This window comes from Sphingomonas qomolangmaensis, assembly GCF_024496245.1.
Classification (GTDB): Bacteria; Pseudomonadota; Alphaproteobacteria; order Sphingomonadales; family Sphingomonadaceae; genus Sphingomonas; species Sphingomonas qomolangmaensis.
In genome coordinates this window covers 2,214,041-2,227,943 of the sequence record NZ_CP101740.1, presented here as the reverse complement: position 1 = coordinate 2,227,943, position 13,903 = coordinate 2,214,041, and the positions used below count along the sequence as shown (strand labels likewise).

Below are 13,903 nucleotides of genomic sequence, written 5' to 3'. Positions count from 1 at the left end.
GATCAGGTGTCGCTGTCGAGGATTTCCACCGTCAACCGGTCGTTGGTGTACACGCACAACTCGCCCGCAATCCCCATCGCCTTGCGCGCGAGCACTTCGGCATCGGCCTCGTAATCCACCAGCGCGCGCGCCGCCGCGAGCGCGAAATTGCCGCCCGAACCGATCGCGGCGATCCCGCCTTCGGGTTCGAGCACGTCGCCATTGCCGGTCACCACCAGGGTCACGTCCTTGTCGGCGACGATCAACATCGCCTCGAGATTGCGCAGGAACTTGTCGGTGCGCCAGTCCTTGGCGAGCTCGACCGCGGCGCGCAGCAGCTGGCCCTGGTGGCGTTCGAGCTTGGCTTCGAGCCGCTCGAAAAGCGTGAAGGCGTCGGCGGTCGCGCCCGCGAACCCGGCGATCACCTTGCCATCACCCAAGGGACGAACCTTGCGGGCGTTGGGCTTCATCACCGTCTGCCCCTGGGTGACCTGGCCGTCGCCGGCGATGACGACCTTGCCGCCGCGGCGGACCGAGAGGATGGTGGTGCCGTGCCATGTGATATTCTTGCTCATGGCGCGCGATATGGGGGAGGGGGTGTTGGGGTGCAATCGGGGATGGCGTTGGGCACGGTCGCTGCGGTCTTGTGCGCTCGCCTTTGCCCCGTTCGCCCCTCTGCCCCCATTACGACGGTCGCCCCAGCGAAAGCTGCCCCCCCCGTTTTGCGGGCGTCGCGAGCCACATGGGGAGATCCCAGCTTTCGCTGGGATGACGTTTGAGGTGTGGGTGCCTCTCGCGGCGGGTGATCCCCCTTATCGATCGACCCCCTTCGCCTTCCCCCATTGCCGCGCGGCGGTGTAGCCGAGATAGCCGGTGCCGAAGAGCGCATAGAGTTCCTCGGGCAAGCCGCGCAGATACGCGGTCATGCCGTTCGAGATGCTCTGCGCGATCTGCGGCGACAGCGCTGACAGCAACCCCATCGGGATCGCGAACAGGAACAGCGCGTACATGACGTAGAGGAAGCTCGGGCGCGCGCGGCTGGTCCAGGGGTCGGTCGATTGCGCTTCGGCGACGATCGCCGAGAGACGTGCGCGCATCGCCTCGATCTCCTGGCTCCCTTCGAGCCGCAGCAGTTCGAGCTTGGCGGCGTCGCGCGCCTTGGGGTCGGGGATGATTTTGTCGATCAGGCCGGCAAGCGGGCCGATCAGGCCGTCGAGGATGCTCATGGCAAGACTCCATTTCGGAATGGCGAAGTAAACGCGTAGACGGCGCCTCTCAGCCGTTTGGTTCACCGATCCGGTTCGCTAGCCAGCCGTACAGAAACGCCTCGTTAGCAGGGCGGCGTTCGGCCAGATCGACATAGCGTTCGCCTTGCAGCGCTTCGATCGCCTTGAGCAGCACGGTTTCGCCGCGCGGTGCCCGCACGCGCAGGAACGTCGAAAGCGCCGCCGACGTCTGCGGCCCCAGCACGCCATCGACCGCGATGTCGGGATAATCGCGTGCGTTTCGGTTGAGCGCATTGAGCGCGCGCTGGAGGAAGGTCGTGGCGACCTTGGGGCCCATATTTACCCCGGTATCGAACAATTCGGCGGCGATGCGCGGGGCGACTTTCGCCACGGTATCGAAGCGTGGTCGTGACCAATAGAGGCGGGCGTAGAGCGCGGCGGCGCGCTCGCGCGGAAAGTCGCGCATGTCGCCGCTGTAGCCATCGGTGCGCGCTACCGCCTGGGTGATCCCCCAGCGGGTCGGGCCGCCGCGATCGGCGGGGTGGTCGCTATAGCCGCCTTCGCGCGAGATAACGTCGTCGATCAGTTCTTCGATATCCATGTCATCCTCCTGATGGAGGGTATAATAACCTATATGGATTGTTGTAGGACAGGATAAAAGGCGGTCTAGAGGCCCAGTTGCGCGCGATCGACCGTTGCGGCGACAAGTTCGGCGCGTGAAGCCGAACGGCGATATTCGGCGTCGAGCTGGCGCAGCCGCGCGTCGGCCGCCGATTCCTCGCGCAGGTTCACGACCAGAAAGTCGCTCGCGCCGAGCTGGAAGCGCCGCCGTTCGGCCTCGGCCATGCGGTTCGCCAGCGCGGTTTCGTCGCCCGCCAGCGCCACCAGCCGTTCGGCGGCGCCTACCTGGATCGCCAGGTCGTTCACTTCGACAAGAATCTGGTCCTCGATCAGCTGGCGACGCAGGCGAAGACCGTCGGCTTCGGCGACCGCCTCGGCGACGCGACCGCGCGCCTGTCGGCGTTCGAGCGGGAGCGAGAAGCGCACCCCGACGATCGCCTCGGCAGGGGTACGGCTCGATCCGCCGAGACCGACCGGGCCGACATCCTTGGCGGCTTCAGCGCGCAGGTCGAGTCGCGGTTGCAGGTCGTTCTCGGCAAGCTGCCGGCGTGCGGCTGCCTGGTCGAGCCGGACGAGGATGGTTTCGAGATCGGGCCGGTCGATCCGCCGCGCGAGATCGCCCCCAAGCGGAGGCAGCCGTAGCTCCGGAAAGGCGCCGGGCAGCCGTTCGGGGCCGGGGGTTACCGGCTCGCCATCGGCGTCGCGGAGATAGAAGGACAATGCGTTGGCGGCGCTTGCCAGTTCCTGCTCGGCGCGGATCAACAAGGTCTGGCGGCGAACGATGTTCTGGCGATTTTCGGTGCCGAGGATTTCGGGGCGCGCGCCGAGCGTGATCTGGCGCTCGATCGATTTCTGGCGCTCGCTCGCCAGCGCCAGCAGGTCGCGATAGACGCCGACGCGCATCCCCGCGACTACCCACAGCTGATAGGCGCCGACCGCGCGGCGCTGTACGCCGATCGCCACCATTTCGCGATCGAGCCGAGCGAGCTCGATGTCGCGGCCGGCGAGCCCGAGCTTGGTGCGGCGTTCGTCGACCAGCCGATCGCGCATCAGCGAGAAGACCGCGCCGACCTTCACCTCGCCCAGCCGGTTGGTGAACGCCTTGTCTTCATAGACCGGAAATTCGCCGCGCGAGGCGCGATAGCCGGCGTAGAGCCCGCCGCCATTATTGGCGAACGGGCGGCTCGCGCGCGCCTCGACGACGGTGCCGTCATAATAGCCCAGCAGCCGCGACTGCGCGTCGCCTTCGAACAAGGTGTCGAACGCGCCCTCGGCCGACAGCCGGCGACCATCGGCCCAGCGCTCGCGGGCAATCGCCTCGAGGATCGCGGGGGCGTTGGTCGCCGAGGAGCGGAGCACTTCGTCGAGCGTGAGCACTTGCGCGTGCGCCGCGGCTGGGAGCGCGGCGAGCAGCAAGAGCGCGAGCGCGAGGCGTATCATTTCGCCTTTTCCTGCGCCTTGGCCTCTGCCTCGATCGCCGGGCGGCGAAATTCGAGCGGGAAGTCGTTGAGCTGGCGCCACAGTTCATAGCCGACGCTGACGGTCTCCATCTGGATCCAACCGCGCACCTTGGCACCCAGCCGGACATAATCGTCGTCGGGCCAGCTCAAGCGGCCGGGCATCGGCTCGACCAGCACGCGAAACAGCCCCGTCGCCTGCGCCGAGGGGTCGACCGAGCGGACGCGACCGTCGAACATGCCCTCGGCGATCGAAGGCCAGCCGCTGAACTGGATCGCCGGCCAGCCCTCGAACGCCAGCCGCACCGGGCGGCCCGGATAGATCAGCGCGACGTCGCGGCCGTCGACCAGCAGTTCGACGACGCGCACCGGTGCTTCGGGGGCGAGCGTCGCGAGGATGTCGCCGGGGTTGACCAGCGTCGCGCCCGCGCCCGCGTCGATCGTCTGGATGCGCCCGTCGCGCGGCGCGCGGACGGTCTGCGCCGACTGGCGGTTGAGCCCGACATCGACGCGGCTGAGCTTGGCGCGGGCTTCGGCGAGCTTGGCGCGATGATCGGCGACGCGGATCTGCGATGCCTCGTAATCGCGGCGCGCGATCAGCCCTTCGGCGAGCAACTGGCCCGAGCGACCGACGTCGAGCTGCGCGACCGCCATCGCCTGCTCCGCGGCGGCGATCTCGGCGGCGACCTGCGCGCGCTCGGCACGGAGCCGCACGAGCAGATCGGGGTCGTTGTCGATCAGCCGCGCGATCGGGTCGCCCGCCTTCACCTGGTCGCCGTCGTTGACGTACCAGCGCTCGACCCGGCCCTGCACCAGCGCGGTGACCGACTGGACCCGATCGTCTGGGTTGAGCGCGACGACCTGGCCGGTGCCCGCCGAGGTCTGGAGCCAGGGCACGCCGAACAGGATCGCGGTGACCAGCCCGATACCGATCATCAGCATCCAGGCGATGACCTGAGTGACGCGCGGCGGGCGGATCGAGACCAAGGTGGGGAAATGCGCGAGATGGTCAGGCTGGAAGAGCATCGGTGTCTCCTTCGTCGCGCGCGAGCGCAATCAGCTCGGCCTCGCTGACGCAGCGCTGCTGCGCCTGGCTGCCCACCCACAGTCTACCGTCGCGCGTCAGCCCCTGCGGCCGGCGGGTGAATTGCAGCACGGTGGTGCCGCTTTCGCGCAGGCTGGCGAGTGCTGCATCGACGCGCGCGGTGGGCAGCAGGTCGTAGAGCGGCGACAGCACCAGCACGCGCGGGCGCGCGAGCAACGCGGCAGCGAGCTTGAGCGCCATCATCTCGCCCACCGAAAAGGGCCAGCCGGTGTTCGACACGATCGTATCGAGCCCGTCGTCGAGCGCGCCGACGCGCGTCGCGAGCCCGACCGCCTCGACCACGTCCATCACCCGCGTCGCATCGCCCGAGGCGGCGAGCGTCAGATAGTTGCGCACCGACATTTCGACGAAGCTCGGGCGGTCTAGCACCATGATGTCGGCGCGCAGCCGGTACATGTCGAACCCCGCAATATCGCTACCGCCGACCAGCACCAGCCCGCGCCCGGGCTGTTCGTGCCGCTTGAGCAACAGGGCAAGCGTGCGTTCGACCCCCGGGGCCGCGACGATCGCGAGCTGCTCGCCGCTGTCGACCGCGAAGTCGAAAACATGGCCGCCATGCTGCACCCCGCGCAGCCGGATCGCGCCATTGGCGGGGCCTTGCGCGTTGCCGGTGCGCGGTTCTTCCTGCGGAATGTCCCAGAACAGCGACAATTCCTCGAGTCCTGCGGCCAGGTCGTACAGCGTGTCGAGATAGGTGCCGAACTGCGCGATGCCGTAGAACACCCCCGACAGGATCAGCTCAGCGGCGACCAATTGGCCGATCGACAGCTCACCCTGGATGATCAGCCAGCCGCCGAGCGCGAGCAGCGCCGCGCTCGCCAGCGCATAGGTGAGCAACAGGCAAAGCGTCTGCGCGAAGGTGTAGCGAAAATGGCGGCGGTGCTGCGCGACATAGTCGGCGGTCATCGCCTCCGACCGGTCCATCGCGAAATTGAGGTGGCGGCCCGATTTATAGAAGCCGTTCGATCCCCCGACGCTTTCTAGCCAGTGCGCGGTGGCGTGCTTGGCGTGGCTCTTGGCGACCGCGCTGCGCACCGCGCCCGATGCCCAGACCTGCCAGATCACGAACAGCGTGAAGACCAGCACACCGTTGAACGCCAGGAAAAACGGGTGGTAGAAGCTGGTGACGATCAGCCCGACTGCCCCCTGGAGCACGATCGTGAAGCCGCCGATCAACAGGCTGGGCAGCGCCTTTTGCACCGTGATGAGGTCGAAATAGCGGTTGAACAGGTCGCCGCGGCGTGCATCGGCGAAGAACGGGTTCTGCGCATGGACCGATCGCAGCGTGATCTCGGCAACGAGCCGCGCGAACAGCCGGCGCTCGAACAGCGCCATCAGATGGATCCGCAGCGCGCTGAGCACCCCGGCGATCGCCAGCAGCAGGAACAGGATGCCCGCGAGCGTGAACAACGGCGCGGGCATCGCGGTGTTGGCGACCGAGTTGATCAGCAGCTGGACCGAAATCGGTGTCGCCAGCGACAATAGCGAAATCGCGATGCCATAGACGATCGCGAGCCGGACGAACGCCGCATCGGGCGCCAATACCAGCGCGATCCAGCCACCGAATGCCCGCAAACCTGCGCGCTGCGCCGCCATTACCGTCTCCCTGTGCGAGAAGATCAGAATGCGGCGTTCGGCTTATCGGGCCAACGGGACTGCCGCTATAATTGCCATAGAATTATCCTATTACAGCCACTTCGCGCAACAGCGCGGCGAGCTTTTCGAACGCAGGGGCGCGCCCGGCGCCGGCGCGCCACACCAGCCCGATCTCGCGATAATGGCGCCCGCCGGCAAAGGGCCGCGCGATCACTTCGTCGCCGGGCCGGATTTCCTGGCGGACATAGAGCTGCGGCAGGAAGGCGAGCCCCATCCCCATGCCTGCCATCTGCCGGATCGCATCGAGGCTCGTGCCCTCGTAATCGCGCAGCACATGCGCCCCCGCCGCTTCCGCCAGCGCGGTCACCTGGTCACTCATGCGATATTGCGCCTGCAGCGTCAGCAAGCCGCGGCCGGCCAGGTCGGCGGTGGTGATTTCGGCGCGGTCGCGCAGCGGGTCGTCGGCCGCCATCGCCAGGTAGAGCGGATCGCGAAACAGCCGCTCGACATGGCGGCCGGCCTGGTCGACGGGCAATTGCAGCAACACGACGTCGTGTGCGCCGTCGCTGAGCATCTCGAGCAGCAGACTGGGCATCCCTTCGCGCACATGGACACGAAGCGTCGGACTGGTGGCGTGGAGCCGTGCGACGAGCTGGGGGAGAATATAGGGACCGAGCGTCGGGGAAACGCCGAGGCGGATGGTGCCCGACAGCGCGTCGACGCGGCGGTCCGCGAGCGCCGCAAAGCCATCGACCTCGACCAGCACGCGCCGCGCCGCCGCCACCGCATCGCGCCCCAGGGGCGTCAGGATCGTTCGCCCGCCACGCTCGACCACGCGGCCCTGCAGCATCGTCTCGAGCAGCTGGATCTGCTGCGAGAAGCTTGGTTGCGTCACCTCGACCGCGGCGGCACCGCGGGTGAAGCTGCCCTGTTCGGCAAGCGCCACGAGGTAGCGAAGCTGGCGGATCGTCGGCGGCACGCCGGCAGGCATAGGCGCGTCGTGCGTGGTTAGGAAGCGCCGGCTAGCGCGACCGGGGCTTGGGGAGCAGCGGCAGCACGCGATCGAGCGGCAGTGCCTCGACCGTGCCGCGATGGCCGACGGTGGTCCGCGCCGATAGCATCGCGTTCAATACCGCTTCCTCGGTCGCTTCGGCGGCGGCCTGGAAGGCGGGGCTCATCGCCCCGTTGGGGAGGTCGGCGACCATCGGGATCGCCGTGCCCGTCTTGCGCCGCACCGACGCCGCGGTCGAGAAGGCGACCGCATAGTCGCCCGACCCGTTCGAGAAGGACGATCCGCTGCGCGCGATCCCGGCAAAGGCGCGCGCGGCGAGGCGGCGCAAATTGCGATCGGATAGCGGCGCGTCGGTGGCGACAACGACGATCACCGATCCATCGGCGCGGCGCTCCTCGATCTCGCGCTGGAAATCATAACGGCCAAGCGCCGGGCCAACCGCGGTGCCGTCGATCGTGAGTACCCCGCCATAATTCGCCTGGACGAGCACACCGACGGTCCAGCCACCGAGCGAGGCGGGCAGGCGGCGCGAGGCCGATCCGATCCCGCCCTTGCAGCCGAACGCGACGGTGCCGGTGCCCGCGCCGACATTGCCCTCGGCAACCGCGCCGGCGGCGGCCGTCTCGATCGCGCGGCGTGCATCGGCGACCTGTACATGGCGGCCGCGAATGTCGTTGAGCATTCCGTCATTGGTCTCGCCGACCACCGCGTTGACCGATCGGACGTCCTCGTTCCCCGGTTGTGCCAGCGTCCATTCGACCGAGGCGGCCATCGCCTCGGCAACCGACAGCGTGTTGGTGAGCAGGATCGGGGTTTCGACCTCGCCCAGTTCCTCGATCTGGGTCGATCCGGCGAACTTGCCGAAGCCGTTGGCGACGACGATCCCGGCGGGAACTTTCTCGCGAAACAGGTTGCCACCGTGCGGCAGGATTGCGGTGACGCCGGTATGGATGTCCTTGCCGCGCTCGATGGTGACATGGCCGACGCGGACGCCGGGAACGTCGGTGATCGCATTGAGCGGGCCGGGGGACAGGATGCCGATGACGATGCCCGATCGCCGCGCGACGTCGCTCGCGCCGGCATGCCCCGCCGCCAGCGCGAGCGGTAGTGCGGCAATTGCAATGAACTTCCTGGACATCGCTTGCTTTGCCTCCCGATCCTTCGATCGGCGCACCCAAGCATATGCGCTGTGCGGCGGCAATTCGCGCGTCCGTCATGCTGCTGTCGAAAGCACCGCATCGGCATTCCCCGCTGTACGAAGGACCGCCATGCACCGCCGATCGATCTTCTTCTTCAGCGCGCCATCGGCGCTGACGCTGCCGGCGACCGCGCAGGAGGCGCCCGAGCGCCGCTGGCTGGCTAGCTGGCGATCATCACCTCACAGCATCTACAGCGCGAAATATACCCCCGACCTTGCGTGCGTCGATCAGCCCCACCGCCGATCGTCCGCGGCGATTCGTCGCACACGATCGAGACGAACGCGCGCATGGCCCGGTGGCACGGGCTGACCTGGATGGTGTCGACCGATCATGGCGGGCCGAACCATGGCGAACTCAACCATGCGCGCGCCTGGCCCGATGTCGTCGCGGCGCGGCGTGCGGTGCCGGGGCTGATGCTGTTCTACGGCATGGAGTTCGACGTGCCCGGCGGCGAACATGCCAGCTTGATCCTGTCGATCGGTGCCGCCGAGCGCCGCGCGCTGCGCGGCATCGAGCGCGGCTATGGCAAGCGCGACGCCTTTCCCGAGGACGCGGCGCGCGGTACCAACCCGCGGATGATTGAGGCGCTGCGCTATTTGGCTGCCTTTGCCGAACCCCTCCGGTGGTGATCGCCAACCACCCCTCACGCACCGCTAAGGGCTTGGGTATCTGGGGCCGGCACGCACCTAAGGAATATCGGGCCCGGCACGCCGCCGCGCCGCGCGTCGCGATCGGCATGGAGGGCGCGCCCGGGCATCAGGCGGCGCGGCGCAAGTCGGGGCTCGACACAGCGCACGGATCGCGCGGGCTCTATAGAGGCTATCCGATGGGCGGGTTTGACCAGATGGTCGCAACGCTCGGCGGCGGCTCGGATGCGCTGCTGGGGCAGGGGCTGCACTGGACGATTACCGCGTCGTCGGACTCGCATGGTCATTGGCGTGAGGGCGGGGCCGATTTCTGGCCGGGCGAATATGCCAAGACTTGGGTTTTCGCCGCGCCGACCTCGCCTGACCTTCTTAAGGGGCTGCGCACGGGCCGTATGTCCGTCGCGACCGGCGGGCTGTTCGAGCAATTAGGCGTGACCGCTGCCGCTGCCGACCTCGCGGCTGCAATGGGCGATACGCTGGGGTCAAGAGGGCGACGAGATGCTCGTCACCATCCGTTTCCGCCCTGCGCGCAGCGCCAATGCCGCCGGGACGGTGCCCGAAGTTGATCATGTCGATCTGATCGTGGGCGAAGTCATCGGTGGGGCGGGCGACCGCAAGGCGACCACAAAGGTCGTCCGCAGCTTAACCGGGCGCGATTGGCGACGCGATGGCGACGATCTGGTGATCAAGCACCGGATGCCCGCGTCAGGGGCAAGGTATTCCGGGTGCCAGGCACCGGTACTTTGGAGGGCGAATCTTCGCCCGACGTCGCCGGCGCCGATCCCACGCGCGACCCGTGGTTCTATTCGAACCCGGCGTATCTGCAGAACTGATTGCCACCGCCGTCGGGCACTGGCAGGCAAACTTCAGAAGCTGCCGCGGGCTGCAAGCACGGCTGGGATCGTGCGCCCGACGATATAGGCGTTCATCCCCAGCGAGCGGCGTCGCGCGTACACCACGTCCATTGCGACGCGGCGACGATAATTGACGTCGCTGCGCCCGCTGACCTGCCACAGGCCGGTGATGCCGGGGCGGGTCGATCGATATTCGGCAAAATAGCGGCCGTAGAAGCGGACCTCGGCCTCGACTATCGGCCGCGGGCCGACCAAGCTCATGTCGCCGCGCAGCACGTTGAATAGCTGGGGCAACTCATCGAGGCTGCTCTTGCGCAGGAAGCGCCCGAGCGACGTGATCCGCGGGTCGTTCTTGAGCTTGTGGTTGACCGCCCATTCGAAGCGCGCATCGGCGTCCGAAGTTAGCAGGTCGGCCAGCTGCTGGTCCGAATCGACCACCATCGAGCGGAATTTAAGGCAATGGAACGACCGCCCACCTTTGCCAATACGGCGATGGCGGAACAGGATTGGGCCGGGATCGCGCGCATAGATCAGCATCGCGACGATCAGCATCAGCGGCGCGACCGCCACGATGCCGATCAGCGTCAGCGTGATATCGGCGGCCCGAATCGCGTGGTCACGCATGATGATCATGACCGAACGGCGCTCGCCCCCAGGGGCGTACTTGACATCGAAGGCCGATGCGTGCGGATGGAACACCCTTTCTCCGGGGATTGCTGCGGTTGCGAGATGCCCGGGGTCTGGCATGATTCGTTGGACAACGCAAATACCCCGCAAGTGTAACCAAGGGTAGCCTCGTACGGAACAGGCTGCCGGAGCATCTGTTCTCCAATTCAAGCTGGACCGGTTCAGACTTAAACGATAGTGGATAAAGCGATTCGCACCAGCGGCGGGCTCGGATTCAATACGGCTTTTTGGGGAGTGGTGATGGGTAGCGGGGATTTGTTCGAATGCGAAACGGAAAGTGATCACGCCATGCTTCCGCTTGGGTGTGGTCTTTAGGCACAGCCAGCGGCCAATAACCGGCGCTTCCCACAATGGAATGCTTCACGTGCTGTGGGCCGGCTGCCTCTGTCCAGCCGTACACGAGTGGTACGGCAAGGGAAACTTGGTCTATGTCCGGTTCCAGCACTGGGCAGAACAGTCATCTGGGATGCCCTCTTTCAAGCGCTGGTCGATCTGCGGCTAACCGGCACTGGCAGCACATGATTGACAGCCCTGGCGTTCGCGGCCAAGTCTCGGCGGCCGGGGGAAGGAGCAGGCTGATCCGAATGCTCCTGGTCGATCGCGCGGCGGCTTTACGAGCCACGCCCGCTGCACCAATGACAGGCTACTTCGGGTTTTATCCTGACCTGCGGCGAGTCCTCTGATTGCACAGCCGCCGAGCCGCTGATGGCGATACCCGTCGCCTCCCCCAATGCACTGCTGGTTGACACGGGTTATGATGGCGACCACTTCCGCGACACCTTGCTGATCCGGGACACTTTGCCAATCATTCCACCCCGGCCAAACTGCAAAGCGTCCGAGAATTCCGACTATCGTCACTACCGCGTCGAGCGAATGTTCGCAAGCTCAAGCAGCAGCGGCGTATGACCTACCGCTATCAAAGGACCGTTCTGTCCTTCAGGACCTTCCTCAGCCTCGCCGCAGCGCATTTTTGGGCTGAAGTCTTTTGTCGCCATGGCCTAGTTCTCTGGCATGCCGCGAGCGCAAAAGACTTTCAACCAAGCTCGCGAAGATCTACCCAAATGCAGTTGTTTGCTGGGACTGACCTGCTCTCCAGAATTTGCACCACTGGTAAGTTAGCTCCTCAGATTGAGAAGAGTTATGCGACGAGGCTGATTTACCGAGGATCAGATCATTGGGTTGCTGCGTGAGCATGAGGCTGGCGGGAAGGCCGCCGTGCTGTGCCGGAAGCACGGGATAAGCGACGCGACGGTGTACAACTGAAAGGCGAAATATGGTGGCATGACCGTGTCGAAGGCGGCGCGGTTGCGAACGCGGGAGAACGAGAACCGACGGCTGAAAAAGCTGCTGGTGAAGTCGATGATCGAGGTGTCGGCGCTGAAGGATCTGCTGGGAAAAACTGACCCGGTCTGCGGAGCGTCAGGCTGCGGTGGAGAAGCTGTTGGCCGACCACGGCTTTTCCGAGTGTCGCGCCTTGCCAACTTGATCAGGGTCAATAGGTCGGCATAGCAATATGAGCCGCTTCGCGGGCAGGATGATGCTGTCCGCGAGCGGATGAGCGAGATCGCTGACGATCGCCGTCGCTTCGGCTATCGACGGCTGGCGATCCTGCTGCGGCGTGAGGGCAATGGCATGAACCTGAAGGTGTACCGGCTGTGTCGCGAGGAGCCGGTGCGCAAGCGTGGCGGGCGTAAGCGGGCGCTGGGTACGCGGGCGCCGACAGCGATCCCGCCGGGCGCCAACCAGGGCTGGTCGTTCGACTTCGTGTCGGATGCATTGGCCTGCGGTGGGCGGTTCCGCATGCTCAACGTCATCAACGATTAAGCCGGGAATACCTGGCGTGTATCGTCGACACCTCGCTGTGAGGCCAGCGCGTCGTCCGCGAGATGAGCGCCATCCCCGAACAGCGCGGGCTACTGTGCATGGTGGTCAGCGACGATGGTACCTAGCTGACCAGTCACGCTGTCCTTGCCTGGGGCCATAACACCGGGATCAAGTGGCATTACATCGCGCCGGCTCAGCCGTAGCAGAACGGCTTCGTCGAAAGCTTTAATTATCGCTTGCGCGACGAGTGCCTGATCGAGCACCTGTTCCCCTCGATAACAACGGCGAGACGGATCATTGCGGCATGCCGGACGGACTTCAACACCGTGCGCCCACGCAGCAGCTTGGCGGGTTGGCACCCGCCGAGTTTACGAACCGCCTCCGCCAGGGGCAGACGGACACCGAAGCTAAGTTAGTGGCAGCCCGAAAACGGGGAGCCGGTCACGGTTCATTCGTTCAATATCCGCCAGTGAGATACGAACTCGCTCGCAAGAGGGCACGATCGCGCCTTCATGCTGGTGGATTCCGGCGTGCTGACGTCGAAGGTCAGCCACCGGCAAGTTAAGGACACCTGGCACGCTATCGGTTTTGAAACGCGCGATCTGCCAGCGCGCGTTGGCTAGCGGCGCCTCCTTCGCTGCTGGCTGCGCCCCTGCCTTCACGAGCTGGCCGACTTGCAGATCGGTAACCGTGCCGCAAGCGCTTCCTTTGACGATGTCGGTTTGAGAGCGATATTGCACGACGCGGGCTTTGGCCGCTCGAACTTCGCCGTCGAGCCGGTCAAGCTGGCGGCGAAGCGTCGCTTATAGCATTTCTGCAGTCGAGGGGAGCAATTCGACCCTCGCTCAAAGCGCGGTTTTGCAAGCCGCATTCTGCTCGATCCTGCCGCGGTTCGGGTCGCCAACATGTGGCCGCGCATCGCTTTAACACCGGGCGCTGTCAAGCTACGTAATCCATGACCCCAACACATCCAATCTGACGGCAACTCGCATTTGGGTTCTTTCGCTAAAGGTTTAGTAACCGAAAAAGCGGATTGAGGAGTCAACCTCGATTGGACACGTCATGCAATTCGCCGCCACGCTGTATCTTGAAGCCGACGAGGGCAGCCGCGTCGCCGCGCGCCGCCCGGTCGATCATGAATCGACGCTTCGCGATCATAGCGGGACCCCGCATTCGGTGAAGGTCACGAACCTCTCGGTCAGCGGCTGTTTCGTCGAGACATCGCTCACACTCGAGATCGGGCAGCCGATCCGGATCGGTATCGCCGGCGTCGGCGCGATCCCTTCGCATGTCGTTCGCCGCCAGGGTTCGGGCTTTGGCTGCGAATTCGACACTCCGCTCAGCGACGCGCAGGTCGAGCACGCCTTTACCGAATCGACCGTCGTTCACCATCCGGCGATTGGCGTCGGGCCGTTACCCGCCGGCAATGACGGCGAGGATATCGATATCGGGCGCTGGCCTGGCGCTGTCCGCGTCGGCCTGCTGGTCGGACTCGCTACCGCCGCCTGGGGGCTGGTGCTCGCGTTCACGATCTAGCCACGGCGCGCCGATATCGGGCACCCAACGCGCTGACGGAATCGCGGGTTCGGTTCGTCCCGGTCGATCCGATCTTTGCTTGACACCCCGCCCGGCATCTCTAGGGCCGGCGGCGGGCCACGCGGTCCCAACGCCGCGCGTGCTCTCTGTGAGGAGAGAC

At 66.0% G+C, this 13,903-nt stretch carries 15 protein-coding genes and 1 pseudogene; 6 read left to right on the top strand and 10 right to left on the bottom strand.

The window, feature by feature from the left end; genetic code table 11:
- Window positions 1–2 precede the first annotated feature (2 nt).
- The 8 genes from hslV to NMP03_RS10465 form a co-directional block, all read right to left on the bottom strand.
- Window positions 3–554, bottom strand: coding sequence for an ATP-dependent protease subunit HslV (gene hslV / locus NMP03_RS10500; protein WP_256505321.1), 552 nt, complete (start codon window positions 552–554; stop codon window positions 3–5).
- A 237-nt stretch (window positions 555–791) separates the two neighbouring features.
- Window positions 792–1,205, bottom strand: coding sequence for a holin family protein (locus NMP03_RS10495; RefSeq protein WP_256505320.1), 414 nt, complete (start codon window positions 1,203–1,205; stop codon window positions 792–794).
- A gap of 49 nt (window positions 1,206–1,254) precedes the next feature.
- Window positions 1,255–1,806, bottom strand: coding sequence for a glycoside hydrolase family 108 protein (locus NMP03_RS10490; RefSeq protein WP_256505319.1), 552 nt, complete (start codon window positions 1,804–1,806; stop codon window positions 1,255–1,257).
- 65 nt (window positions 1,807–1,871) lie between these two features.
- Window positions 1,872–3,266: a TolC family protein gene (locus NMP03_RS10485; protein ID WP_256505318.1), complete on the bottom strand. Its 1,395-nt coding sequence runs from the start codon at window positions 3,264–3,266 to the stop codon at window positions 1,872–1,874.
- Entirely contained in the window at window positions 3,263–4,309 is a 1,047-nt protein-coding gene (locus NMP03_RS10480; protein ID WP_256505316.1) for an efflux RND transporter periplasmic adaptor subunit, read from the bottom strand. Before NMP03_RS10480 ends, NMP03_RS10485 begins: the two co-directional genes overlap by 4 nt.
- Window positions 4,293–5,984: an ABC transporter transmembrane domain-containing protein gene (locus tag NMP03_RS10475; protein WP_256505315.1), complete on the bottom strand. Its 1,692-nt coding sequence runs from the start codon at window positions 5,982–5,984 to the stop codon at window positions 4,293–4,295. Before NMP03_RS10475 ends, NMP03_RS10480 begins: the two co-directional genes overlap by 17 nt.
- A gap of 82 nt (window positions 5,985–6,066) precedes the next feature.
- Window positions 6,067–6,963 (bottom strand): hydrogen peroxide-inducible genes activator, encoded by an 897-nt coding sequence (locus tag NMP03_RS10470; protein ID WP_256505314.1) that lies wholly within the window; start codon window positions 6,961–6,963, stop codon window positions 6,067–6,069.
- A 43-nt stretch (window positions 6,964–7,006) separates the two neighbouring features.
- Window positions 7,007–8,134, bottom strand: coding sequence for a DmpA family aminopeptidase (locus NMP03_RS10465; RefSeq protein WP_256505313.1), 1,128 nt, complete (start codon window positions 8,132–8,134; stop codon window positions 7,007–7,009).
- 348 nt (window positions 8,135–8,482) lie between these two features.
- Here NMP03_RS10465 and NMP03_RS10460 point away from each other — a divergent pair, with 348 nt between their 5' ends.
- Both NMP03_RS10460 and NMP03_RS10455 read left to right on the top strand, forming a co-directional pair.
- A complete protein-coding gene (locus NMP03_RS10460) occupies window positions 8,483–8,824 on the top strand; it encodes a hypothetical protein (protein ID WP_256505312.1) in 342 nt (113 codons plus the stop codon).
- The gene (locus NMP03_RS10455) at window positions 8,818–9,408 is read left to right on the top strand and encodes a hypothetical protein (RefSeq protein WP_256505311.1); all 591 of its coding nucleotides are present in this window, start codon (window positions 8,818–8,820) and stop codon (window positions 9,406–9,408) included. The genes NMP03_RS10460 and NMP03_RS10455 overlap by 7 nt, the downstream gene beginning before the upstream one ends.
- A 300-nt stretch (window positions 9,409–9,708) precedes the next feature.
- Here the strand turns inward: NMP03_RS10455 and NMP03_RS10450 are convergent, their stop codons facing one another.
- Complete coding sequence (locus tag NMP03_RS10450; protein WP_256505310.1) at window positions 9,709–10,329, bottom strand: sugar transferase; 621 nt, start codon at window positions 10,327–10,329, stop codon at window positions 9,709–9,711.
- Window positions 10,330–11,088: 759 nt separating this feature from the next.
- Between NMP03_RS10450 and NMP03_RS10445 the strand changes: the two genes are divergently transcribed.
- Both NMP03_RS10445 and NMP03_RS10440 read left to right on the top strand, forming a co-directional pair.
- Window positions 11,089–11,289 carry a hypothetical protein gene (locus NMP03_RS10445; protein ID WP_256505309.1) on the top strand — a complete coding sequence of 67 codons (201 nt, stop codon included), beginning with the start codon at window positions 11,089–11,091 and terminating at the stop codon, window positions 11,287–11,289.
- Window positions 11,290–11,553: 264 nt separating this feature from the next.
- Window positions 11,554–12,622, top strand: a pseudogene (locus NMP03_RS10440) (IS3 family transposase); the annotation flags it as partial.
- Here the strand turns inward: NMP03_RS10440 and NMP03_RS10435 are convergent.
- Window positions 12,615–12,947: a hypothetical protein gene (locus tag NMP03_RS10435; protein WP_256508173.1), complete on the bottom strand. Its 333-nt coding sequence runs from the start codon at window positions 12,945–12,947 to the stop codon at window positions 12,615–12,617. The pseudogene NMP03_RS10440 and the gene NMP03_RS10435 sit on opposite strands and share 8 nt — an antisense overlap.
- Here NMP03_RS10435 and NMP03_RS10430 point away from each other — a divergent pair.
- Window positions 12,882–13,016: a hypothetical protein gene (locus tag NMP03_RS10430; protein ID WP_256505308.1), complete on the top strand. Its 135-nt coding sequence runs from the start codon at window positions 12,882–12,884 to the stop codon at window positions 13,014–13,016. The genes NMP03_RS10435 and NMP03_RS10430 overlap by 66 nt on opposite strands.
- 253 nt (window positions 13,017–13,269) lie before the next feature.
- Complete coding sequence (locus tag NMP03_RS10425; RefSeq protein WP_256505306.1) at window positions 13,270–13,743, top strand: PilZ domain-containing protein; 474 nt, start codon at window positions 13,270–13,272, stop codon at window positions 13,741–13,743.
- Window positions 13,744–13,903: the final 160 nt, after the last annotated feature.